This window comes from Elusimicrobiota bacterium (assembly GCA_026388155.1).
GTDB lineage: Bacteria > Elusimicrobiota > Elusimicrobia > Elusimicrobiales > UBA9959 > UBA9634.
In genome coordinates this window covers 16,423-40,455 of record JAPLKI010000007.1, presented here as the reverse complement: position 1 = coordinate 40,455, position 24,033 = coordinate 16,423, and the positions used below count along the sequence as shown (strand labels likewise).

Genomic DNA, 24,033 nt, shown 5'->3' with positions numbered 1-24,033 from the left:
CACCCCTGAAACATAAATTATTATTGTAAAATATAGTTGAACGCCCCCATAGCTCAATGGATAGAGCACCTGCCTTCTAAGCAGGTAATTCAGGTTCGATTCCTGATGGGGGCAAGCTTTTAGAAGGCTGAAGGCTGAGGACTATCCTGGATACTTTCCGGTTTCTATAATGAAGAAAACATTGTTTCTCGTTTTAACCGCGGCTGCCCTTTCCTCCTGCGGAAATTACCATTACGAAGAGGCGGAAAAACTCCGCTCACAGGGTCTGGCGCTTGCGGCCGCGGACCAGTATAAACTTTTTGCCGAAACAAGCTCTTCAGACCCCCGTACGGAGCGGGCGCTTTTTAAGGCCGCCGGCATTTATTCAAGGGAATTCGGCCTCTGCGCAAAATCCGGCCCGCTTTTTGAAAAGTTGCTGAGGAATTATCCCATCACAAAGTTCCGCCGCGAAGCCATGCGCGGGCTGTTGATCTGTCCCGATTATTTCCCCATGGACACTGCGGGTATTTGGCTTTACGGCGACTCGCAGACCGGCGGCAAAAACGCCAGGCAGGAATTTTTGATTACCGGGGTCGCTCCGGATAAAACCACCGCCGAAAACACTTTTTACGCCGGCCGCCAGCTGGTAAGCCGCCAAAAACGCGCCTATAGCCTTTCCGGAGGTGACTTAATTGAGAAGCAGGACGGTTTTGATACAATTATCCTCCGGTATCCTCTGAGTTCCGGCGCCGGCTGGACTTCAAAGTGGCAGGGCGGGCGTTTGTCTTTCAAGGTTGAGGCCGCGGGCCTGAAAGTGAAGACGCGCGCCGGCGAGTTCGAGAATTGCGTTAAAATAAGCAGGCGCATGGCGGGCATGTCTTCCTGGATCTATGAATATTACGCGCCCTGGAAAGGCAAGATCCTTACCTCGGTGGGCGGGAAGGGTTTTGAAAACAGGGTAACGGAGCTTATCTCTTATGAAGAAAAAACAAAGTGAGGAAAATACCCCGGCCCTTTTCGGCGCGGAACCCGCTGTGGCCCCCCCTCCCGTACCCGTAAAAAAATCTTCCGGCCTGCTCGCGTTTTCCTACTCCAAGCTTTCCATGTATACGGAGTGCCCGCTGAAGTATAAGTTCAAATATCTGGATAAGCTGAAAGAGGAGCCTAAATCATATTTTGCTTTCGGAAACAGCATTCACAAGGCGCTTGAGTTCCTTCACGCCGTAAGCAATCCGCCTTTCCCGTCCATTGAAGAAGTGCTTGAGTTCTACAAAAAAGAGTGGGGCGTTAAGTCGTGGCTTGAAAAAGGATACAAAGACCCGGACAAAGAAGCGGTCGACTTCCAAAAAGGGCTTGAAATGCTGCAGGCGTATTACGCCCATAATAAGGCCGCTCTAAAACCTCCCTTCCTGCTTGAATATTCCACCGACGTGGAAGTGGACGGCCTTAAAGTGCGCATAATAGCCGACCGCATTGAATACCTGGGCGGGGGCGAAGTGGAAATAATAGATTATAAAACCGGCAAGGACGTAAAACGCCAGCCTGACCAGCTTTACATGTACCAGAAAATAACCGAACTGGACCCGCGGCTGAAGGAAAAGATAGCGGAGCGTTACGGCAAAAAGGTAAGTTCGGTGAAAATACGGCAGATGCTTTATTACCATGTGCCGACTTTAAAACAATATCCGTTTGAGCGCGCCGACGATAAGGAGATAGGCGTCTTCTGGGAAAGGGTGCTTGGCGCGGCGGAAAATATACGCGGTTTAAAATTTGAGCCAAATCCCGGGGAATTCCAGTGCCATTTCTGCGACTTTAAAAATTTCTGTCCCGTTCACTCCGCTTCGCGCAAGCCGTCTGCCTCTTCTGCCCCGGCAAAAGACTACAAAAAGGAACAACCGGCCGCTGGCGAAGCGGCGGTGCCGCCGCGCGGCTCCAACGTTAAAGTTGAAGATTTGGTGGACCGCTACGGCCACCTGAAAGAAGAAATGGACAAGCTGAACACCCAGCTTGAGGAAGTGGCGCGCGAGCTTGGCGAAATACACGCGGGGTCCGGTAAAAAAGAATTATCCGGCGAAAAATACAGCCTTGAGCTCAGCCGCGGAGAAAACTGGAAATTCAGCGACCGCGAGGCGGTTATAGGAGTGCTGAACGAATTTGACCTTTACAAGAAGGCCCTTGGCCTTACGCTGCCCAAAATAGTGGCTATGCTTAGCGACCCCGCGGTGCCGGAAGACGCAAAAAACAAACTGAAGCGCCACGGTGTGAGCTCTCCCCGCTTTGAAATAAATCTGAAGAGAAAAAAGGCTTAAGGCTGAGGGCTGAAGATCGATGATTTAAGATTCAAGATTCAAGATTTAAGATTTGGATTCAACAATGAAGGCGTATAGCCTATGGCTTATGGCAGAGGTAATGAATGACTGATATGCCGGCTGGCGGCGAAGATTTTATTCTGGTGCTTGACCAGGGGAGTTCCAGCTCAAGGACGCTTGTTTTTGACCTTGAGGGAAAGGTACGTTTCAAGGCCCAGCGCAAGCTTGAGGCTGCTTACCCCGCCCAGGGGCTGGCGGAGTACGACGCCGAAGAGATCTTCAGGACACAGAAAGAAAGTTTAAGTGAAGTGCTTTCCAAACTCCCCCCCGGCTCAAAGGTTTTGGCGCTTTCCGTGGCGGCCCAGCGTTCAACGGTGGTGTTCTGGGATAAGCGCAGCGGCGCGCCGCTTTGCCCCGCGCTTAGCTGGCAGGACGGGCGCGCGCTTGAACTTTTGTCTTCGGTGGGCCTTTCAAACCGCAAAATCCATGATGCCACCGGCCTGTATAAAACCCCGTATTACAGCGCCTCAAAAATAGCCTGGTGTCTTAAAAATTATCCCGCGGTCAAAAAAGCCGCCGAAGAGAAAAATCTTCTTATCTCGCCGGTGGCCGGCTTCCTGCTTTGGAAATTCTCGAACGGCTCTGTCTTCGCTCTGGATCCGGGCCAGGCCCAGCGCACCCTGCTGTTCAACATCAGGCGGCTGAAGTGGGACAAGCGCCTGCTTGAGGCTTTCGGAGTGCCCCCGGAGTGCCTGCCGGAAGTGCGCCCAAGTTTCGGAGATTACGGGCGCATTGAAACGGACGGTTTTACGCTGCCGGTTCGCGCCATGCTTGGCGACCAGCAGGCCGCTATGCTGGGCCTGGGGGTTGAGGGCGAAAATGCCGCCGCCCTTAATTATGGCACCGGCGCTTTTCTGCTGGTAAACACCGGTGCTACCCCCGTAAAAATACGCGGTCTGCTTAATTCAGTGGGCTGGCAAACGGGGCGCGGTAAAAAATCGCTTTGTTATTTTACCGAAAGCACAGTCAATTCAGCCGGCACGGCCCTTGAATGGCTGAAAGTGAAGTTTAACCTTTTTGACGATATAAATGATGTAGACGGCATGTGCCGCAAATCCAAAAACCGTCTTTTCTGTCTGCCGGCCATAGGCGGCATTGGCTCGCCGTATTGGGATTTCTCCGCTTTTACCACTTTTACCGGGTTTTCCGCCGGCTCCGACAAGTACGATGTCGTGCGCGGCATGGTTGAGGGCGTGGCTTTCATGGTGGGCGATTCGCTTGACCTTGTAAAGCGCAAAGGTTTTAAAATAGACGAGCTGAAAGTTTCTGGCGGTCTTTCAAAAATAGACTGGCTGCTGCAGTTTCAGGCCGATATTACGGGCGCCAAAGTGCTGCGCCTGGAAGAAGCCGAGGCCACCGCCGCGGGAGCGGCCCTTGCCGCCGCGCGCTCTATCGGCCTTAATCCCTCCTGGAAAATAAAAACTTCGCCGCGGGAATTCGCGCCGCAATTAAGCGAAGAAGAACGCCAGAAATTGATCAAGAGCTGGCGCGCGTTCGTGAAGGCGACCCGGAAAACCAGCCAAGCTTTGCGCCGCCTGGGCGCGCTCCCCCACGCATAAGCCAGATGCTATGACCCGGAAACATAAAGATATCCGCACAATTGAAGCCGCCGGAGTTTTATCCGGCGACGCTTTTTTAAATTCGTATAAACCGTTCGTATGGATATTTTTTGTCGGCTTTTTGCTTTATTTCAGGACCATTTTTTTTAACTTCAGCTACCTTGACGACAACGCGCTTATACTGGACAAGTTTGACTTTATCTCCAGAGCTTCGAACATCATTAATTTTTTCAGGGAAGAAGTTTTCCACTCCCACCTGGGCGGCTCATATTACCGGCCGATGATCACCGTTTCATTTATGCTGGACGCCCTGTGGGGAGGGAAAAATCCGGGCGCGTATCATTTTACCAACGTGCTTTTGCACTTGTTCGTGTGCTGCCTCGTGTTCCGGGTTTTGGTGAAATTGAATTATAACAGGGCGCTGTCGTTTTTTTACGCCCTTCTTTTTACGGTACATCCCGTTTTGACGCAGGCCGTGGCGTGGATACCGGGAAGGAACGACATCCTGCTCGCCTTATTCACGCTTTTGAGCTTTATTTCGTTCCTGTCTTTTTTGGAGGGCCGGAAACGGGCACAGTTAGCGGCTCATTTGCTGTTTTTACTGCTTGCGCTGCTGACCAAGGAAAACGCGGTTTTCCTCTGCGCTTTGTGCCTGTTCTTTGTCGTTTTTATTAAGAAGGAATCTGAACCGGCTGCCGGAGGCAATCTTTCGCTTTTTGCCGGCTGGATATTGGTTGTTTCGGGCTGGTTTCTGGCGAGAAGCGCCGTTCTAAAAACAATTATAGGAAATTCCGACTTTAACATCATAAGATCGCTGATGGAAAATTCCCCCGCTCTTATCCCCTATATCGGCAAAATCTTTTTCCCCTTCGATCTCGGGATAATGCCGGTACTTAAAGATCTGCCGATGCGGTACGGAGTATGCGCGGGTATCATTACCGGGGCGCTGATATATGTTTCCAGGGCAAAACGGGCGAATTACGTCGCTTTCGGGATATTCTGGTTCCTGCTGTTCCTGCTGCCGTCATTTATACGCTCAGGTTCGGCTGTGCCTGATTTCAGCGAGCACAGGCTATATCTTCCGCTGACAGGTTTTATTTTTATGCTTGCGGAACTGGATATCCCCGGGATATTAAAATTGCGCGGGCGCGGGGCACTGGCGCTTGGCGCCGGAGTTCTGTGCCTGTTTTTTTTGATCGCTTTTATCCACTGCGGAAATTTCAGGGATAAAATAAGTTTTTGGAAAAAAGCGGTTGAATCTTCACCCAGTTACGCTTTCAGTTATAATAATCTCGGCTCAATGTATTATCTTGACGGAGATCTGCCTAACGCCGAAAGCCTGTGGAAAAAAGCGGTTTCAGTAAATCCGGAGGAAAAGCTGGTTTACGGCAATTTAGGCCTCCTTTACATGAACCGGGGCAAATTTAAGGAAGCGGAAGAATATTACCTCAAAGAGATAAAGCTTAATCCTCTTTACGACAATGTCTATCTTAATCTGGGGATTTTATACTATGGCGGCGGCTTTGTCGATAAAGCGGAGCTTTCCTGGGAAATGGCTCTCCGGATAAACCCGGACTTCGCTAAAGTCTACGCAAATCTGGCCTTTCTGAACTATCAGAAAAAAGACATAACCAAGGCGAAATTTTATATTGAGCAGATGCGCAATAGGGGATTTTACGTGCAGCCCGAACTTGAACAGGTTATTGCGGCGAGTAAATGAAAATTTCACTCTGGACTTAATCACTAAATCACTTAATCCCTATTCCCCGTTTGCTTCCAGGTATTTCCCGGCTTCCATGGAGGCTACGCAGCCTGAACCGGCGGCCACTACCGCCTGTTTGTAATTGCGGTCCATCACATCCCCGGCCGCGAAGACCCCCGGCACGGAAGTTCCGGCGTGTCCGTCGGTTAAGATATACCCATCCTGGTCAAGTTTAAGCTGCCCTTCAAAAACAGCCGTTTCCGGCGAGTGGCCGATGGCAATGAACGCGCCGGTTAAATTCAGCTCGCGTATCGCGCCGGTTTTAACATTTTTAAGCTTTACGGTTTTCAGCTTTGAGTCTCCAAGCATCTCAAGCGGCACGCAGTCGTAGATAATCTCTATTTTCGGGTTCGCTTTCAACTTTTCCTGAAGGCGGAAATTGGCGCGCAGTTGGTCCCGCCGGTGCACCAGATAAACACGCGAGGCGAATCTGGTCAGGAACAGCGCGTCTTCGGCGGCGGAGTCCCCCCCTCCCACCACGCACACTTCTTTCCCGCGGTAAAAGAATCCGTCACAGGTCGCGCAGCCTGAAACGCCCTTTCCTATATATTTCCCCTCCGAGGCGAGGCCAAGCCACCTGGCCCTGGCGCCGGTGGCGGCTATTACCGCGCGGGCGGTGTATATATTGGCGCTTGAGCCGGTTACGGCGAAGGGAGAAACTTTAAGGTCAACTTTTACGGCGTCTTCCTGAAGTATTGCCGCCCCCAGGCGTTTTGCCTGGTTAAGCATGCGAGTCATCAGGTCGGCTCCGTTCACCGGCTCCTGAAAGCCGGGGAAATTTTCTATTTCCGTGGTTTGCAGAAGCTGTCCGCCGGGGGCCGCGCCTCCGATAAGGGCGGTTTTAAGACCTCCCCTGGCGCCGTAAATGGCCGCCGTAAAACCGGCGGGGCCGGAGCCGATTATCAAAAGATCGTAGTGGTTGTCGTTCTCGTTCATGTCATCTTTCCTCTTTGTAAGAAGCCATTGAATTGTCTGTTTCCCAGAATTTTACTTTCGAGACGGGCAGGCCCAGCTTCTTCATTTTAATGAAGATCAGTTCGGCCAGCGCCTCAGCCGTCGGGTTGTCACGCGTTTCAAAACAGGCCTGGCGCGCTTTTTTAAGAAGTTTAAGCAGAGGATCCCGCGCGCAAAGTATAACTTTATGGTCAAGGTTCGAATCCACCCACATCTTCAGCGCGGCGCCGAACTCCGTGAAGTCCGCCACCATAGCCGAACTGTCAAGCGTTTCGGTTTCAAGTATCAATTCCACCCTGGCGTTATGGCCGTGCAGATTTTTACATTTGCCGTTATGATCCAGCAGCCTGTGACTGTAGGCGAAAGATACGGTTTTGCTGACTTTATACATAGTTTCTTCCGGTACGGCCCTAGTAGACAGAAGCCAGAATTCAGGAGCCAGAATTAGAATACCAGCGATGAGAAAGGTTCCACCATTCTGAATTCTGACTACTGAATTCTGTATACCTAAGCCGTTGCTTTTTTTACCTTCAGCCCTGTCTTCTTCATGAATTTACGCACCAGGTTCATGGATAGCCCTACCACTGTGTCAAAACGGCCTTCCATCTTTTCTATAAAAATATCATCTGTGTCCTGCACGGCGTAGGCTCCGGCCTTGTCTAAGTGCTTTGAGGCCATATCTTTAAGTTCGGCCTCCTTCAACCTGCGCGCTTTGCAGCGGGAAATTTCCGCGCCGGCCAGAAATACGCCTTTTTCAAGCCAGATCAGGGCCACGCCCGTATGCACAGCCTGCCACGAACCGTTCTGCAGCCGCAGCAGCCGCAGCGCCTCTTTTTTGTTTTCAGGTTTGCCAAGCACCCGGTTCTTGCAGTAAACCAGTGTGTCGGAGCCAAGCACCGGCGAGCCCGGGTATTTAACGGCCACGCTGAGCGCTTTTTTGTACGCCAGTTCCCGTACTATAAGAGCGGGGCGTTTGTAGGAGGAGATTTCCGCGATATGGCTGGGTATTACGCGGTGTTTTATACCGGAAAGCGTCAGCAGTTTTATGCGCCTCGGAGATTTGGAGGCAAGTATAAGCCGTGGATGTCTCATCCCTTGATCAGCTGTTTATAGATTACCGCCGAGATGAAAATTCCGGCTATGCTTGCGATGTTGAATTTGAAAACCAGCCCCACGGTACATTCTATCAGGTTCAGGTCCAGTGTGGTCGGTTTGAGCCCCGTGTCTATGCCGGTGTTTATAAGGTTGGCTATCGCTCCGGCCGGCAGCCATATATTGCATATTTTGCTGAATAAAATTCCGAGAAGCGCCCCCACCACTATCACCACCACCACATGAAGTATGTTTTTCATATTTCGTTGAGTTCAGGCCTGTCCTTTGAAATATTGCTGGTAAAAAGCGTGTTGGCGCCCAGCCAGTCCAGGTATTCTTTATTGCCTTCGTCAATGTTTAAGAAAACTGTTTCAGGCACGCTGTAGGCGTGTTTGCGGCGCACCGCCTGTATTATGTCCTCGCGCAGGACTTTTCTCGTCTTTATTATCAGCAGGATCTCCTGGGTGTGTTCGATTTTCCCCTGCCAACGATAGGTGGAGGAAAGTCCGGGCACGGCGGAAACGCAGGCGGCGAGTTTCTCTTTTATAAGCTCGTCGGTTATTATAGAGGCGGTCTTTTCGTCACTCACGGTCACAAAACAGATATCGTAAGGTGTTGGCATAACATAGATAATATAAATAGAAGCCTGATAAGTCAAATAACTTCAGGGGAGAGGGGCTAGCGCAGAGGGTGGGGCAGAGTATAAGGAACTCCTTCCTTATCCCCTATCCCCTATCCACTTCTTCAAGTCTTATTCCGGCAGATTGCAGCCCGAGAATTCTTCCCTTGCGTGCTGTATCAGGCCGGCGTTGTCCGCGTTCCACGCTTTATCTTCTTCCAGCGCCCGCCGGGAGGCCTTTTCAAACCTCGAAAAGATATCGCTTTGCTTATCGTAAAATGTGCGCTGAAAACGGTAAATGTCATACATCGGCATGGCCCGGATATTGGCGTCGTTTTTCATCGCGTCCGACCGGCTTAGCAGGCCCTTTCGCACTTTCTGCTGGTCGCGGTCATAGAGCAGCTGGAAGAATGTTTCTTCATTCATGGATTGTCTGATCCTTTCAAGCCACAGGCGCTGGTCGTTCAGGGTATCAAACGGACGCTGGCAGTCGGCGTCGGATGAAAGCGCCAAAGCCCGCGCTTTCTGCGCGGCATAGCGGGAGCCGTCAAAGATGTAAGTGCAAAAATCCGATTTGATCTCCTGCGCGAATTTTTTATTTTCAAAATCCTGGTTCAGGACATTCATTTCAATGGCCGTCCTGGCCTGGAAAAGGGCGGCGGCCTCTTCTTCTTCAACTATGATGTCCTCAAGGCCCGATTCCGCGTAAAGGCGGTAAATATAGGCGGCCCGCCCGAGCGCTAACGCGAGCAGCGTGTCGAAGTCCCGGAACGCGGCCGGTAAAAAAATTTTTCGCGCTCTAAGCGAAAATTTGGGGCAGAAGCCGGGAGTGTTGGAGTATTCAAAACGCGCGGGTTCTTTATAGAGGAAATCCACCAGCTGTTTGCCCTCGGGAACGCTCGTGAGTTTGTCCAGGGCGCGTTCTATGGAAGGTTCGCTTGTCAGAATAATATCCTTTCTCCGGGACCCCGAGCAGGCGGCGGCGCTGAAAAGCAGGACTGAAAGAATAAAGCGGATTTTCATTTTTTGAACAGGCCTTTAAGCAGCTTTGAGCCCTGCTTCACGGCATTATCAACGGCCTTTTTAACTGCGGGCTGCTCCATCACGGATTTTATGTCGAGCTTGACGGACGGAGAAGCCATTGTGCCCGTTACCAAAAGGGTCAAAGGGGCGGACATCTTTATGCCGCTGGCCTCTTTCAGCCTGTTGTTCAGCTTCATGTCCAGCGTTTCCGCGCTCAGGTTTATGCTGCCGGACGATGAAACATCCGCCACCGCGGCTGTCAGCAGCGATTTGTTTATTTTCATCACGCCTTTGTCAAAAAGGTAATCCCCCTCTATTTTGTCAAAAGCGATGTTGTTGAAATCCGGCAGGCGTGCGCCCTTCGCAAGCTTTGAGGCCTTCTGAAGCACAATAAGCGGATAAAGCGCGACCTTCGCGGCCTTATTGTTTTTTGCAAGTTCGTAAAGTTCGGATAATTTTCCCGCTCCGACGTTAAATGCCGCGACGCCCGACAGTTCTTTCAGGTCCGGCGAAATATTTTTAAGGTCGCATTTAAAAGCCGCGGCTTTTGCGGAAAAATTGGGATGTTCTATCGCCCCCACTTCGGCCGCTCCGGCCAGGTCAACGTAAAAGGGCTGCGCATCCGGCTTTTGCGGCGGTTTTTTCGCGTCCTTGCCGCCGCCGGAGGCCGCAGGCAGGTCTTTCATGGCGAATTTTGCCAGCTTGAAATCAAAGACTGCTTTAGGATGCGAGGTGTAGTTTTTCACGCTGAAAGAGCCTTTAAAGTCTTCGCCGTCAAGTTTGCCCGAAAGCGGCCCCGAAACGATCATGTCTTTTGAAAAGTCGAGCGCGCCTTTAAGGCCGGAAAGTTTTCTGCCGGCGGCCCCGGCTCCCACGCCGCTGAAGTCGGCCCTGCCGGAAACCGACAGGGCGCCGGTCCAGCCGCAGGACAGGTCCGCGCCAGCGCGGCCGATTAAGGCGTAGGGCTCAAGGGCTGTTGCAAGTTTTGAAAGCCGGGAGAGATCCGTTATTTCCGCTTTGAGTTTTACAGTCGCCTGCATGGCGGGCGCGAGTTTTATTGCCGCCGAACCCGAAAGATCCATGCCCTTTGTGTGCGCCTCAAAAGATCTTATGTCCGCCGCCGAGGGTTTTATTGCGGCGGAGACTTTTATGTCGGTAAGCGGTATTTTAAAGCCGGCCGGAACCATCGGAAATTGTTTCGACAGCTCTGATGAGTCCATTTCCGGTATTTGCGCTTTCAGCTCCGCGTTAAAAGAGTAGTCAAAAAGCGGGTTCCACGCCAGAGCGCCTTTCAAAGCGCCCGAGGCGGGCCCGGCCTTGAAGGTCAGGCTGTTCAGTCGCAGGTCATTGAAAGTCATCTTGAAAGCGGTGTCGGCGTCAGTGGCGGGCACAATTATCCCCCCGGGCGCGGCCGGGAAAAACGGCTTCAGATCGGAGGTGGAAAAAGACTTCAGGGCGAGTTTAAGCTCGGCCTCGGGCTCCATCAGATTCGAGAGTTTTCCGCTGAATTCCAGTTTCAGCGCGCCGAGCGAAAGCCGGGCATGCTCGATTTCCGCGCGGCCTTTTTGCGGATCCCAGCCGCCCAGCGCCGCTCTGCCTTTCAGGTAAACGGGCATTGACCCTTTAAAAGCGGGCATCGCTATATCCAGCGTGAAATTAGCCTCAAGCGGAAATAAAGTATCAGGCGAAATATTTTTGGCATCAAGGGTGATGTCTTTAATGGTGACAGCCATGTCGCCCGCGAAGTTGCGGTATGAAAATCGGGAGTTTTTTACGCTCAGCTTCGAAATCCCAAGCGGCGCGGGCGCGGCGGAGCTTTTTCGGGCCGCCGGAGGTCCGGCGTTCCCTTTGGCGGAAAGCAGGTCGGAAAAATTATAAGTGTCTTTTTTTATTTCCATGACCTTCAGCTTCAATCCGTCGGCTGAAACCGACCTTACTTTTATCTTTCCGCTGAAAATAAGTTCCCGCAGCGACGGGCGCACGGAAACCGCTTCGGCGCTTAAAAATTCCCCTTTTGAAAAGTCGGGGTATTCCGAAACCCTGAGGCCGGCCACAGAGAAACCGGATAAATTCACCGACGCGCTTTTAAAATCGATCTCCCTTTTCAGATTTGAGGAGGCGTAATCAAGCGCCAGGCGTTTGACTCTCTCAGGAGTAAAATATATCTTCAGGGCCAGCGCTCCCGCAAGTGCAAGCGCCGCCAAAACTCCGCCGGTCCATAGCGAAATTTTAACAAGCTTTTTCATATTCTCAATTATACAAAACTCGCCAATAAAATGTGGCGGTCCCGAGCGTGACAATAGAATAAGGTGTTTAACCGGCACCGGACGCTACGGCCTCTTTTCCTTTTTCAGGTTTAGATAAAAATGCTAGATTAGTAGCGTTGATGAATGTACTTATATTGAACCTTAATCTGGCCGTTGACAAAACCGTTCTGGCCGGCCGCCTTGAAAGGGGCCGTATTTACCGCTTCAGTGAAACGCTTACCGCGCCGGGCGGCAAAGGCGTTAATGTGGCCAGAGCGCTGCTGGCGTGGGGCTTGCGCCCTAAAGTAACTGGCTTCATAAGCGGCCTTAACGGTTTATGGATAGAACGGGCCCTGAAGGCCGAGGGACTTGGCGCTTTTCTGGTAAGGCACAAAAGCGGAGAATCGCGCGTTTGTCTTTCAGTTGTCGACTCAAGGGGGCTTTCCACGGATTTTAATGAGGAGGGGCCGGCCGTGCCGGCCCGGGCGCAGGCTGATTTTCTGCGGCGTCTGGCGGCCATGGCCGGCGGCTTCAAGGTTCTTGCGGTATGCGGCAGAGTTTCAGCCGGGCTTAAAAAAGGTTTTTATGCGAAAATCGTGCGCATGGGCAAAGCCCGCGGCTGTTTTACCGTTTTTGACGCCAGCGGCTGGGTTCTGAAAGAGGGGCTGGCCGCGGGCGCCGACGCCGTAAAAATAAATCGTTATGAATTTGAGGAACTTTCTGGCCGCGGGTTTTCCGCGCGCGGCCTTTCGGCTTTTTTTAAGAAATACGAGAAAAACGGGCTTAAGGCGCTTATTGTGACCGACCGCGCAAACCCCTCGTTCGCTGTCTCACCCTTCGGTCTGTGGCGGATAGCCCCGCCTAAACTTGCGGGGCTTAAAAGCCCGGTAGGCGCCGGAGATTCTTTCCTGGCCGGCTTCCTGGCGGGATTCATGAATGGTTTTTATTTTGAAAGGACGCTTAAACTTGCAGCAGGCTTCGCGGCTTCGGACTGCCTTAGCCTGGGCTCCGGAGTTATAGATCGGCGTGAGGCCCTCGCCTTCGCGCAAAAGGCCGCGGTAAAGAAGATACTGTAGGGGCTGCTTTAGGCCGTACGCCATATGCCGTAAGCTGCATGGAAATATTTATGATTTGTTTTGTGCAACCTGTTTATAGCTTATGGCGTTTTCCAGCCAAATAATCTGAGTAGTAATGTAAATTGTATGGAGCTTATATGAAAAAATTTTCCGGGATAGAAAAAATACTCGGTCAAGCGGGAAGCGAGGGCCGCGCGGCTCTTACTGAAACGGAAGTTTACGAGGTCCTGAAAATAGCGGGCCTTGCCGCGCCGCAATACATACTTTATCCAGCCGCGGCGCTTGAGCCGGCGGCTGCGGCGCTTGATGCCTGCTCCAGGCTTTCGGGCGATAGGCTGGTCCTTAAACTGGTTTCTTCAAAAACTCTCCATAAAACTGAGTCCGGGGGCGTGAAGATAATCCTGAAAGATAAAGAAGCCGCGGCGCAGGCTCTGCGCTCAATGAAAACCGCCTTCTCCGACGCCGAGGGGTTTATGGCGTCCGAGTTCGCCGAGCATTCCGCTTTTTCCCTGGGCGAGGAATTGATGCTTGGGGCTCGCTCCGACGACGCTTTCGGCCCGGTTATTACCCTCGGGGTCGGCGGCACCAACGCCGAAGATCTCACCCGCTCGCTTAAGGAAGGGCTTTCCCCCTCCATCATTCCCGCGGAACTGGCCCTCAGCAGCCAAAGCTGGCGTGAGTTCCTTGCCGGTTCGTGGGTTTGGCGTTACAGCTCCGGCGCGGTACGCGGCGGCAAAAGGCTTGCCGGGGACGATGAGATCATCAAATGGCTTGAAACTTTCGCGGCTATAATGCGCCATTTCCGCGACGGCGGCGCCTCCAAATGGGCCATATCGGAATTTGAGGTGAACCCGCTTGCCGTTACGAAGGGCGGGCTTGTGGCGCTTGACGGTGTGCTTCGCTTCAAGGCGGCCAAAAACAATTTCCGCCGGCTTCCTTCAAAAAAAGGCATAGCCGGGCTTTTAAAACCGGCCAGCGTCGCCGTGGTCGGAGTGAGCGAAAAGAAAATGAATATGGCCCGCATTATCCTTAATAATATTTCTAAAGCCGGGTTCCCCAAAGAGCACACTTACATTATAAAGGAAGGCGTCGCGCAGATAGACGGGGTCAGATGTATTCCTTCCCCCTCCCTTTTGCCTGAAATCGTGGATATGTATGTGGTGGCCGTTCCCTCGTCCGAGGTTCCGCGTGTGATCTCCGAGGCGGGCGACTCGCGCAAAGTGCACGGCGTGGTGCTTATTTCCGGCGGCATGGGCGAAAAGGCAGGTTCCGAGCATATAGGCCGCGGCGTAAGCGCGGCTATCGAGCGGGCCCGTGAAAATAATCCCGATTTTGTGCTCTCGGGGGGCAATTCGCTGGGCCTTGTGCTGAATGAAGCTAAGATAAACATCCTTTTTATTCCGGAATACAAAATGGCGTACCCTATCGGAATAAACCCGCACACGGCGGCAACCGCCTTTGTCAGTCAGAGCGGGGCTTTTGTGATTTCGGCGGAAAGCTGTATGCCCTGGCTTAAACCGGCGTACAGTATAACCGTGGGCAACCAGCAGGACATAACCGTGGCGGATTACCTCGATACGCTGGCCGACGAGAAAGACCTTAATGTGCTTTTGGTTTACATTGAGGGCTTTAAACCCGGCGACGGCCTGGCTCTGGCCAAAATTATCGAGAAAGCCCGCAGGAACGGCAAGCAGGTGGTGCTTTACAAGGCCGGCCGTACGGCTGTGGGACAGAAGGCCGTAATGGGCCATACGGCTTCGATCGCCGGCGATTATCTGGTTACAAAACTGATACTGGAACATGCCGGCGCGCTGGTGGCCGAGACTTTTGACGACTTTAACGACTACGCCCTGCTTGCCTGCCATTTCGCGGGTCTTGAAATCAAGAACCGGAACACGTTTTTTGTCAGCAACGCGGGTTTCGAGACGGCCGGTATGGCCGACAGCGTTAAATCCGGCATTTCCGCCGCTCTGAACGACGAGGGGCTGAAAGCGGAGCTGGAAAAAGTTCTTGCGGATTTTAAACTGGACTCTATCGTGGACGTTAAAAATCCGATGGATATAACTCCGATGGCTTCGGACAGGGCGATAGGCGAAACAATAAATAAAGCGCTTGCCTCCCCGGAATTCGGCGGGGCGGTGGTATCCATGGTGCCGCTTACGGCGGCCATGGACACTTTGCCGAAGGGCGAAAACCACCCCGATGACATGGAACGCTCTTTTCTGAAGGACGCCGCTGCCGCGGCTAAAAGTTTAAGGAAGCCTCTGCTTTTCTGCGTGGCTGCTGGCACGCTTTACGAACCCTATTGCGCTTACGCGCTGGAGCTGGGCATCCCGGTATTCCGTTCAGCCGACCGCGCCGTGGAAATTTACCGGGAATATCTGGAATACGCGCTGAAAGCTTGATGGTGAAAGTTGCGCTGATATAGATTTGTGGCGGGGGCCTGCCGAGGGATTTCCTACGCGGGGGTCGGGTGGGGAGCGGGCCAGTCATGGGCTTGCCCATTCCGCCACGTAGGAAACCCTCCCGTGGTTTCCCCCCGAAACGGGGCCCCCCATCCGCTATGTGGCTCCAGAGCAACCCAGCCCTTAAAGGAAATTATTTAGCTACAAGGTAATCTACCCTTCCGGAAAACCCCCTCAAACAAATCCGCCGACACCCCTTGGCGGTAGTGTTAGCCTCTCTACATTAATATCTCCCGCCCTGTAGATACATCTTTTCCCACCCCAGTTGTTGAAGCAGACTTATAGAAAAATATTCTGCCGTTTTTTAAACGCGCTGAAAATTGATGCCGCCAAACAGGCAAAAACACAGGGTGAATTATCGTGCATTTAAGCGTTTAATCAGTGTCCCGTTTGCCCCTTTTATGGAACTATCCGGTCAGCCTGAAAAATGCAGTTGCATTTTTCCCTTCGCGGAGCTCAGGTGCGCTTTGCGCGGCATACTGCACCATGTGCGTGCCGTATCAGGGCCTATGGCCTTCAGACGGCCACCTTCGAAAACCTGGCCGTCTGAGGCACACCGTGCTTGAAACGGCACCTGCGCAAGCATTGGCGCGCATTGCGCTTGGTTTTCAACCCGCTGCTGCGGGGAATCCTGCATTTTTTTATTCACCTGATTCTACTATGGAAATCAGATTGAACTGCAGGATTCAGGTTACCGGCCCGCGGTCAGGCAGATCACTCCGGCGGAGGTAAGGACAACGCCCGCCAGTTTCTGAAAGGTCGCCGGTTCTTTCATGAAAAGCGCGCCAAGGGCGAATCCAAGCAGGGGCGTCAAACCGAACGCCACGGGCATGACGCGGTTTAGGGCTTGCAACAAAATAATAGGACCATTTGGAGGCCCAAATTTGAGCCGGATGCAAGGCGCGACGAGGGAGCATAGCGGTGCCTATGTAACTGAGGAGCAACGCGGCAGTCGGTTCAAAGGTGGGCCTCCCCCTGGGGGCTGAGCCGCTTTCGGGCTGCGCCTTTGCGGCATTCCGCTAATGTACGTGTAGTACATGTCGCTACATGCCGCTTCGGCTCGCTCCAAAATCGGCTCAGCCAAATGGTCCTATTATTTTGTTGCAAGCCCCCAGTTCCCCGGTCCCTATCGCGGTATAAAAAGACAACATCCCCAGAGAGCCGGCCACTACCCCGCCGCCGAGTATCAGATACAGAAGCGGCGTTATTCCGGCGCCGGACAGGGTTTTCCAGCCGGGATAGCTTGCTATCCCCAGCACTAAGAGGGCCGTCCCTGTCCTTATGGTTATCCCTATTACCGGCGACAAGCCGCCGAGATGCAGGCCTTTCTTCTCGAAAAATCCCCCCACGCTCCAGCAGACGGCGGTGAAAACCGCGAAAAATACAGGTTTCATTTAGCCTCCAGTGTGAGATCCATATACAACTTTACCCGGCGGGCGGTCACGGGCATTTTGTCCCCCGCGCTATGCATTTATCCGGGCGGGCACGGCTAAGGATAAATGAGCGCCCCATCTCCGTGTCAGTTCTGCTCTCCCAGTTCGTGGTTGACCTGCGCTCCGGCCAATATCATAAAGCCCATTATGTACAGCCAGGTCATGAGGCCTATTATGCCCCCCGCGGCGCCGTAAAACAGATTATAGGGTCCCGTGCTATGGAGATAAATACGGAAAAGCTCGGAAAAAACGAACTGCCCGACAAGGGTGACGAAAGCCCCATAGCTGAATAACTTGAAAGGGCGTTTAATATTAGGCCCGAAACTGAAAACCAGCGCCAACACAAGAAAGATCACGGTAACCCAAATGGCCCAGCGGAACGCCCCGAAAAGAACCCTCAATCCGACCGGAAAACCGATCTCGGCTATAAGCCAGTTCCTGACGATGGGCCCCATCACCAGCGCCATAACCGCTGTCAGGATGACTCCGATGAGAGCGGTGGTGAGCAGGAGGGAAATTCCCTTGGTTCTCCAATACGAGCGCCGTTCCTGGACGCAATGTATCCTGTTGAGCGCGGCCATCAGGGCCGAGACGGCGGAAGACGCCGACCAGAACGCCAATATAAGGGTCCCGGCTGCCAGCAGTTTTCTGGGTTTAAAAAGAAGGTCAAGGACGGCCGGTCCCGCCATGGTAAAGAGATAGTCGGGTAAGAATTCCTTCATGAGGCGGAGAATTTTTTCCGGGTTGGAAGCTATCGGAAAATAGCCCGCCACCGCGCCCAGAAAAATCAGGAAGGGAAAAAGGGAATAAAGAAAATAAAAACCAAGCTCCGCCGCCATGTCGAAGCAATAATTATTTCCCAGGCCCTGCCAGACCCTGGAAATAAGGACGGTAAGGCTCAGTTTCCGGCTTTTTTCTTTTTCGGTCATAACCTTTTTCCCGCTTTATGCGGAAGCATTGACTAAAAACGAGCTAAACTTCCCGGCGGTCTTTTTTGGCCGTCTGAGGGATACCGTCCATGAGTAGACGACCCTTTTCCCAACAGCTGTGGCACTGACCTGTCGCGGGCCTCTGGCGCTGTCCGCGACTGAGGGGACACCGCATTGCGGTTTCCACCCTTTCCCAACAACTGAGGGGACACCGCATTGCGGTTTCCCCTCCTACATAAGTTATTGTATTATATCCTTTGAAGTGCAGTTCCGGCAACGGGAAGAAGGGTCTCCGGGGGAAGTCAGGTGCGATAATCGCTTGTATTTCCCGCAAACCGGCGTCCCGGGGGGTGCGTCTCATCCCCACAGGAGAAAACACATGGAAAACACATTGGTTCTAAGCCAGGCGGAGGCGGAAACCCGCACTTTCATAAACCATGTATATAGCTGGATGACAGCGGGACTCGCCGTAACGGGAGCGGTTGCCTGGTATATGGCGGCAAATCCCGCAATGATGATCAGTCTTGTAAAGATCCGTTTTCTTTTCTTCGGCCTGCTGATAGCCGAACTTATCCTGGTGGCCTATCTGGCTATATGGCTCAAAGCCATGTCCGCATTCACCGCGTCCGCCGTTTTTGTGGCTTATGCGGTGCTGAACGGCGTAACCATCTCCATAATTTTTCTGGTATACACTGCCTCCTCCATCGCTTCCACATTTTTTGTCACCGCCGGGACCTTCGGGCTAATGAGCTTGTACGGGTATACCACAAAAACCGACCTTACGACTGTGGGAAATCTCTGCTTCATGGGCCTCGTCGGAATAATTATGGCCTCGCTTGTGAATTTTTTCCTGCACAATGCCGCCGTCTACTGGATCACCACATATCTCGGTATTCTGGTTTTTGTGGGACTGACCGCTTATGATACTCAGAAAATAAAAAACCTTAATATCATAGGCAATGAAGGAACGGATGAAGATAAGAAAGAGGCGATTTCCGGGGCGTTAACGCTGTATCTTGATTTTATAAATCTCTTCCTGAGCCTGCTGCGGGCTACGGGCAAGAGGCGTTAGTGTAGTGTCTCGCAAATGGCTTTACTTTTGAAGGCTCAGATTTGAGCCGGATGCGAGGCGCGACGAATGAGCATACCGGGGGTCTGTGAGTGAGGAGCAACGAAACAGCCGGCCAAAGATGAGCCTCCCCCGGGGGGCTGGCCGCTTTTGGGCTACAACTGCGTCACTCGTCACTTACATAGCCCCGCTATGCGCGCTCCTCGTTCCTTGTTTCGCTCCAAAATCGGCTAGTCAAAAGTAAAGCCATTTGCGAGACACTACACTAGTAAGACATCGGGTAAGGGGACAAGCCGCACAAAGTTGATTGAAAGCGGCGAAAAACGGGAGGCGAAGATGGAAAAACGAAAAATAGTCTATGGGGACCTGGAAATGCTCTCCAGAACGTTATGCGTAGCCGCGCCGGAACTTGAAAAGACGCTGCGCTCGCTGGCGGTCTGCATATACGAGCCCGGAGACGTTATCGTTAAGGAAGGGACGGTCGGGACCGATGTTTATGTCGTGCGCCATGGCAAGGTGTCGGTGCGGCATTCGCGCTGGTTCGTTTTATCTAAAGAAGTGGCGGAACTAAGGCCCGGAGACCTTTTCGGGGAGATAGGTTTCCTTATGCCGACGACCCGTACGGCGTCCATTGTGGCGAAGGGGCATTGTGAAGTGTGCTGTATGGTTTTAAACGAATTCAAAGAGCTGCTGACCCGCCATTCCGATCTCCGGTTCAAAGTTGAGGAGATGGCCCGCCGGCGCCTGTATTCGCTGTCCTCGGCGCTGCAATCTTGAGCCGCCGGATAAATGTATAAATGTTACTATTCAGGTTCACGGTTCAGCGGTTTAATGGTTCAACGGTTGGAAATCAGGGGATACAAGAAGAGAGTGTGAAAAAACAACCTTGAACCGTGAACTGTGAACCTATGAACCCTGATACGAATTATGACAATAAACGATACGGATACTAATCGGGCATCGGCAACACCTGAGCCGCCTTCCAAATGGTGGGGTTATCCGGGCGTCGCGCTGGCTGTGTGGATAATTTACCGGGTTACGGAACCCTGGCAGGAAGTTCACTGGGGAATGTCCAAGGAGCAGGCCTTCATCCTCGCTTTTGTCGTTTTGATGATCGCGTGGCATTCGTTCCTGTACAATCTTTTTCTGGTGTACTGCGTTATTGTACAGGCTGGAGAAGAGGAAGACCGGTCTCGGAAAAAGATCGCCGCTCTGCCGCTTGCGGAGGCGAAGGCGAAAGCTTTGGAGCTTCTTAAAGATCCGATGAAGTTCCAATGTATACCGGCAAAAACGCCGCCGGAGCGGGAATTGCCGCCGTCGGTGAGGGAACTTTTTCTTGTTTATGAATTGATAGAAGCGCGCGATTACCCGAAAGATGTCCGGCTGGATCAAAAAGAGATGCTCGCCTCCAGGGCGGCGGCCGGATTTTTAAGTATCGGCGGATATTTTGACGAAGAGGTCGCTATCCGGCCTGGTGAAGATACCGTGTACGAAATTGATTGCGCGCAAACCGGCAAAGAGCGGAAACAAAAAACCTTTCCTTCCATATTCCATTGGATAGTCCTGACGGCCGAACGCCAGGATCAAAGCCGCGAAGACGCGGTATTCAACGGAGACACCTCAAAACCGTGACGAAAAATCGTCCGGGCCGGTTTTGTATACTGTTCTCCATATGACCCTTAAATATTTTTTGGCGGTTTGCCTTATGCTGACGGTCCGCGGCGCTTATTGCGGAGACGCTCCGCGCGGACCTTTTGTGACCGACCGTAACAGGGCTCTGCTTGACGAATTTGAATCCCGCAGGCGCGCGCTGTTCGATGACAGGCCGCAGCTCGCGGCGGTCATGGAGAAAGCCGTGGAATTCCTTGAAACTCTGAGCGCCGACAGCCCCCGTGAGGCGGTCAGCAATGTGCTGGTTTTCATGAACAGCGCGCTAAGATACGCCCCGGACCAGCCGGCCCAGCGCGGTCCGCATGAGTGGACGGCGCAGCAGTCGCTGGGCTACGGTACGTTCAATGGCTGTGTGGAGGCTGAGAGGGTGTTCTTTCGCCTTTTCAGGACCGCTTATCCGGAGTTTAAAGCCAGGGCTATCGGCTCGTTCAATGCCTCAAGCCAGTCCGGAGGGCACGCGCTGGTGGAGGTGGAGGATAAGGACGGCTCAACTTTTCTTGTGGATACCTCTTCTTTCGGAAAACTGCCCAGAAGCCTTTTAAAAAGCGCCGGCTACCAGCGGGCCCTGACCGAAGAGGACCTGGCGCGCCCCGTATCTTTCTCCCCCCGGCACCGCGGCGCGGTAATACAGTTCGCGCAGGACAGCGACATCTTCGCCGAAAAGACAAAAGAAGGCTACCGCGCCGTCCGCTACGCTTATTCCATGGTATTCGACGGCGCGCAGCTTGGAGAGGAGCATTTTCCGACGCTGGCCGCCATGAACTCCTACCTGTCAGGCTATGGCCGGGCCGACGTCTCGTTCGACGCCCTGCGCAAGCTGGACATAATACTGGATTACGCGGACAGTAATAAAGATTCTTTCCTGTACGGGAAGGAGAAGGCAAAACTCGTTATTTTTTCCTGCGGCTCTTCGGTCTCAGAAGACAAGGACAGCGCGGAACTTGAGGCGAAGGCTAGAAAGGAATATGCCGCGCGCGGGAAAGTAAGCACATGCGTAAGGGATTGAATTAACGGTCTGTCAACTGTGCAGCTATATCGTCATTTTTTAAATGGCCGCCAGTATATCAGTATGGCTGACAGCGCCGCAAAAAGGCAGAAGCGGGCGAAAAGCCAGCCGTAGCTCGAGTAAAAAGTTCCCGGTATTGTGAGATATGCCGTTCCTGTAAGAATGCCGGGACCTGCCGGCGGCAGGGCGGCTCTTATATCTCCCAGCGGGTCTATTATCTGCGAGGAGCCGGAAGACGCGGCCCTGACAACCCATAACCCCGATTCCACCGCTCTTGCCGGCGCCATGGCTGAATGCTGGAGGTGCTGCCATTTCCCCCAGGCGGCCGGGTCCAGGCTGTTCACGGCCAGTATCTGCGCTCCTTGCGCCGCCATTTTGCGGGAGCCGTCCTCGAAGTCAAGGTCGTAGCATATCTGCGGACCCAGTTTCCCCAGCGGTGTGGCGACAGGCCCGGGGGAAGGATTCGGAATCAGGCCTTTGTCGCCCGGTAGGAGGCGCTTTTCAACATAGGGAATGGGATGAAGCTTGTCGTAGAAGCCGAGGGTTTTCCCTTCGGGAGATATGAACCAGGCGAAATCTCTCATCCGGCTCTTTGAATTATCGTCCTCCGGAAACACGCCCGCCCCTATCATTTTTACGGCGTGGGAGCCTTTAAGGATCTTTAAAAGTAAAGCGAGATATTGATCTTCCTGGCCCGGCTGCACCACGAATGAATATTCCGGCCATATCAGCAAATCCGCTTTTTTTGCTTCAGGGGTTAAGCTGTATTTAGAAAGACTTGCCAGATTAAAGCTTTCGTTCTGCACCAAAGCCACTGATAATTTCCCGCCCCATTCTATCGGCAGGATGCAGACGCGGCGCCAGCCCCAGAGCGCAAGAAGGAATAAAAGCAGGATAAGTGAAACAGCCGGAGCGGCGCGCCGTTCTTTTATCAGCAGGCACAGGGCGGCGTTGACCGAGATTATCAGCGCGGAAAGACCGTATATACCGATAAGGCTTGCGGTTTGCAGGATCGGCAGCGCCGGCGTCTGGCTGTAGCCCAAAGCCAGCCAGGCGCATTCCAGCCACCACACTTCACACCTGAAATATTCAAGCCCGGCCCAGAGGGCGCCTGCCGCCGCTATAAAGAGAAAATCTTTAAGCGAGGCATTCCCGCCCGCTATTTTGCCGTTCCATATCTTCCAGAGCAATGCTGCGTGGAGAGCGAGCCAGAGGGAGAAAACACACCAGAAAGCGGCGGCCACCGGCCCGAATATGTTTACCAGCCAATGCAGGGAGGTCGCGTAAAAGACGAGGCCCGTAAATGCCCCCAAGTTGGCGGCGCTTTTGGCGTCGGGGCAGTCCAGAACGGCCAGAAGCAGCGGGCATAACGCGACCCAGGCCAGCGGCCATAAGGCGAAAGGCGGGAAAGAAAATACCAGCAGAGCTCCGGAAAGCCCGGCGAGAAGCCAGCGGACAGGCGGGTTGATTTTATTCATTACAAGATTATGCTTATCAGGCAGCTAGGAGTCAGAAGCCGGAATTCTGAATTCTGACTCCTGAATTCTGTCTACCTGTGTTACTATTACGCCGCCTTGCGGAGTATCTCCTCAACAGACTTCCGGTCGCAGTCTATTTCCCACATGTTTATAAGTCCCATGGCGTTTTCCGCTATTTTCGGGATGTCCGCAGCCGGTATTTTCACTTCCGAAAGTTTCAGCGGAGCGCCTATTTTGGAAAACCATTTTTCAAAAGCGGCTATCGTCATTTCCGCCGCTTCCGCGTCCGAAGCCGCGGCAATGCCGAATACCGCTTTGCCGAATTTAGCAAGGCGCTCCGGCCCCGAAGTTTTCAGGTCATATTTAAACCAGGCCGGCATAACTATGGCCAGCCCCGCTCCGTGCGCGATATCGTACAAGGCGCTCAGTGAATGTTCTATCGCGTGATTTATGAAGCTTCCCCCGCCGTAGCCCAGGGCCTGCAAACCGTTCAGGGCGAGCGTGGCCGACCACATCATGGAGGCCCGGGCGTTATAATCCCCGGGGTTTTCGAGTATCCGGTCCGTGCTTGCGATGACCGAGCGGGCAATGGCGTGCACCAGTTCGTCGGTTATCGCGGCGTCTTTATCTTTAGTGGTGAAATAGCCCTCAACGATATGAGCCAAAGCGTCCACCGCGCCGTTGGCCGTCTGCGCTTTAGGGAGGGTAACGGTGACGAGCGGGTCCATTATCGAGACCTTGGGGAAAGACATGGCCGAGCCGGATGCGAATTTTTCTTTTGTGCCCTCGTTTGTCAATACGAAACCCGAGTTCATCTCCGAGCCCGTGGCCGGAATGGTCAGAACTGTCAGCAGCGGCATCGCGTTTTTAACTCCCGCTTTGCCGGTAAAAAAATCCCAGACATCGCCCGCGTATAAGGCGCCGGCCGCTATGGTTTTTGACTCGTCTATCACGCTGCCGCCGCCCGCCGCTATGATGACATCGCATTTATTCTCTCTGGTTTTTTTTATGCCTTCGCGGGCGTGAGAAAGGACCGGGTTGGATTTTACTCCTTCATGCTCCGCAAAAGCCACGCCCGATGCCTTAAGACTGTCCGTTACGGCGGAGTAAACGCCGTTCTTTTTTATGCTGCCCTTTCCGTAAACAAGCAGGGCCTTTTTGCCGTAGCCGGCGGCCTCGGCTCCGATTTTTTCAATCGTTCCTTTTCCGAAAATTATTTTTACCGGATTATAAAAAGTGAAATTTTTCATTTTAATTCCCCTGACGGCTTATTATTCTAGCATGTTGCGTCTCTAAGTCAAAT

At 53.0% G+C, this 24,033-nt stretch carries 22 protein-coding genes and 1 tRNA gene; 11 read left to right on the top strand and 12 right to left on the bottom strand.

Annotated features, from left to right (window positions below; genetic code table 11):
• The first annotated feature begins 42 nt into the window (after positions 1 to 42).
• The 5 genes from NTX59_02510 to NTX59_02490 all read left to right on the top strand — a co-directional run bounded on the left by NTX59_02510 (position 43) and on the right by NTX59_02490 (position 5,627).
• Positions 43 to 114 (top strand) — tRNA-Arg (locus NTX59_02510).
• A gap of 55 nt (positions 115 to 169) precedes the next feature.
• Positions 170 to 976: a hypothetical protein gene (locus NTX59_02505; GenBank protein ID MCX5784537.1), complete on the top strand. Its 807-nt coding sequence runs from the start codon at positions 170 to 172 to the stop codon at positions 974 to 976.
• Positions 957 to 2,288 carry a PD-(D/E)XK nuclease family protein gene (locus NTX59_02500; GenBank protein ID MCX5784536.1) on the top strand — a complete coding sequence of 444 codons (1,332 nt, stop codon included), beginning with the start codon at positions 957 to 959 and terminating at the stop codon, positions 2,286 to 2,288. Before NTX59_02505 ends, NTX59_02500 begins: the two co-directional genes overlap by 20 nt.
• Before the next feature lie 104 nt (positions 2,289 to 2,392).
• Entirely contained in the window at positions 2,393 to 3,907 is a 1,515-nt protein-coding gene (locus tag NTX59_02495; GenBank protein MCX5784535.1) for an FGGY family carbohydrate kinase, read from the top strand.
• 10 nt (positions 3,908 to 3,917) lie between these two features.
• Positions 3,918 to 5,627, top strand: coding sequence for a tetratricopeptide repeat protein (locus NTX59_02490; GenBank protein ID MCX5784534.1), 1,710 nt, complete (start codon positions 3,918 to 3,920; stop codon positions 5,625 to 5,627).
• A 39-nt stretch (positions 5,628 to 5,666) separates the two neighbouring features.
• Here NTX59_02490 and trxB read toward each other — a convergent pair whose 3' ends face one another.
• The 7 genes from trxB to NTX59_02455 form a co-directional block, all read right to left on the bottom strand.
• On the bottom strand, positions 5,667 to 6,605 hold the full coding sequence (gene trxB / locus NTX59_02485; GenBank protein ID MCX5784533.1) for a thioredoxin-disulfide reductase: 939 nt from the start codon (positions 6,603 to 6,605) through the stop codon (positions 5,667 to 5,669).
• A 1-nt stretch (position 6,606) separates the two neighbouring features.
• Entirely contained in the window at positions 6,607 to 7,014 is a 408-nt protein-coding gene (locus NTX59_02480) for a 6-carboxytetrahydropterin synthase (protein MCX5784532.1), read from the bottom strand.
• A 116-nt stretch (positions 7,015 to 7,130) separates the two neighbouring features.
• Complete coding sequence (locus NTX59_02475) at positions 7,131 to 7,715, bottom strand: Maf family protein (GenBank protein MCX5784531.1); 585 nt, start codon at positions 7,713 to 7,715, stop codon at positions 7,131 to 7,133.
• Positions 7,712 to 7,975 (bottom strand): DUF4321 domain-containing protein, encoded by a 264-nt coding sequence (locus NTX59_02470; GenBank protein ID MCX5784530.1) that lies wholly within the window; start codon positions 7,973 to 7,975, stop codon positions 7,712 to 7,714. Before NTX59_02470 ends, NTX59_02475 begins: the two co-directional genes overlap by 4 nt.
• Positions 7,972 to 8,337 (bottom strand): divalent-cation tolerance protein CutA, encoded by a 366-nt coding sequence (locus tag NTX59_02465; GenBank protein MCX5784529.1) that lies wholly within the window; start codon positions 8,335 to 8,337, stop codon positions 7,972 to 7,974. The genes NTX59_02470 and NTX59_02465 overlap by 4 nt, the downstream gene beginning before the upstream one ends.
• Positions 8,338 to 8,466: 129 nt before the next feature.
• A complete protein-coding gene (locus NTX59_02460) occupies positions 8,467 to 9,357 on the bottom strand; it encodes a hypothetical protein (GenBank protein MCX5784528.1) in 891 nt (296 codons plus the stop codon).
• On the bottom strand, positions 9,354 to 11,603 hold the full coding sequence (locus NTX59_02455; protein ID MCX5784527.1) for a hypothetical protein: 2,250 nt from the start codon (positions 11,601 to 11,603) through the stop codon (positions 9,354 to 9,356). The genes NTX59_02460 and NTX59_02455 overlap by 4 nt, the downstream gene beginning before the upstream one ends.
• Positions 11,604 to 11,743: 140 nt before the next feature.
• Between NTX59_02455 and NTX59_02450 the strand changes: the two genes are divergently transcribed.
• Together NTX59_02450 and NTX59_02445 are read left to right on the top strand one after the other, a co-directional pair.
• Positions 11,744 to 12,679 carry a PfkB family carbohydrate kinase gene (locus NTX59_02450; protein ID MCX5784526.1) on the top strand — a complete coding sequence of 312 codons (936 nt, stop codon included), beginning with the start codon at positions 11,744 to 11,746 and terminating at the stop codon, positions 12,677 to 12,679.
• A gap of 137 nt (positions 12,680 to 12,816) precedes the next feature.
• On the top strand, positions 12,817 to 15,084 hold the full coding sequence (locus NTX59_02445; GenBank protein MCX5784525.1) for an acetate--CoA ligase family protein: 2,268 nt from the start codon (positions 12,817 to 12,819) through the stop codon (positions 15,082 to 15,084).
• A 751-nt stretch (positions 15,085 to 15,835) separates the two neighbouring features.
• Here the strand turns inward: NTX59_02445 and NTX59_02440 are convergent.
• The 3 genes from NTX59_02440 to NTX59_02430 form a co-directional block, all read right to left on the bottom strand.
• A complete protein-coding gene (locus NTX59_02440; protein ID MCX5784524.1) occupies positions 15,836 to 15,976 on the bottom strand; it encodes a hypothetical protein in 141 nt (46 codons plus the stop codon).
• A gap of 244 nt (positions 15,977 to 16,220) precedes the next feature.
• Positions 16,221 to 16,538 (bottom strand): hypothetical protein, encoded by a 318-nt coding sequence (locus tag NTX59_02435; GenBank protein ID MCX5784523.1) that lies wholly within the window; start codon positions 16,536 to 16,538, stop codon positions 16,221 to 16,223.
• Between the two features lie 125 nt (positions 16,539 to 16,663).
• On the bottom strand, positions 16,664 to 17,506 hold the full coding sequence (locus NTX59_02430; GenBank protein ID MCX5784522.1) for a YihY/virulence factor BrkB family protein: 843 nt from the start codon (positions 17,504 to 17,506) through the stop codon (positions 16,664 to 16,666).
• 379 nt (positions 17,507 to 17,885) lie between these two features.
• On the opposite strand from NTX59_02430, the gene NTX59_02425 reads away from it, so the two are divergent.
• The 4 genes from NTX59_02425 (at position 17,886) to NTX59_02410 (ending at position 21,252) form a co-directional block, all read left to right on the top strand.
• Positions 17,886 to 18,578 (top strand): Bax inhibitor-1/YccA family protein, encoded by a 693-nt coding sequence (locus NTX59_02425; GenBank protein MCX5784521.1) that lies wholly within the window; start codon positions 17,886 to 17,888, stop codon positions 18,576 to 18,578.
• Between the two features lie 333 nt (positions 18,579 to 18,911).
• On the top strand, positions 18,912 to 19,352 hold the full coding sequence (locus NTX59_02420; GenBank protein ID MCX5784520.1) for a cyclic nucleotide-binding domain-containing protein: 441 nt from the start codon (positions 18,912 to 18,914) through the stop codon (positions 19,350 to 19,352).
• A 150-nt stretch (positions 19,353 to 19,502) separates the two neighbouring features.
• The gene (locus tag NTX59_02415; protein ID MCX5784519.1) at positions 19,503 to 20,207 is read left to right on the top strand and encodes a hypothetical protein; all 705 of its coding nucleotides are present in this window, start codon (positions 19,503 to 19,505) and stop codon (positions 20,205 to 20,207) included.
• Between the two features lie 73 nt (positions 20,208 to 20,280).
• A complete protein-coding gene (locus NTX59_02410) occupies positions 20,281 to 21,252 on the top strand; it encodes a hypothetical protein (protein ID MCX5784518.1) in 972 nt (323 codons plus the stop codon).
• Positions 21,253 to 21,284: 32 nt separating this feature from the next.
• Here NTX59_02410 and lnt read toward each other — a convergent pair whose 3' ends face one another.
• Positions 21,285 to 22,730, bottom strand: coding sequence for an apolipoprotein N-acyltransferase (gene lnt / locus NTX59_02405; GenBank protein ID MCX5784517.1), 1,446 nt, complete (start codon positions 22,728 to 22,730; stop codon positions 21,285 to 21,287).
• A gap of 86 nt (positions 22,731 to 22,816) precedes the next feature.
• Positions 22,817 to 23,980 (bottom strand): iron-containing alcohol dehydrogenase, encoded by a 1,164-nt coding sequence (locus tag NTX59_02400; protein ID MCX5784516.1) that lies wholly within the window; start codon positions 23,978 to 23,980, stop codon positions 22,817 to 22,819.
• Positions 23,981 to 24,033 lie beyond the last annotated feature (53 nt).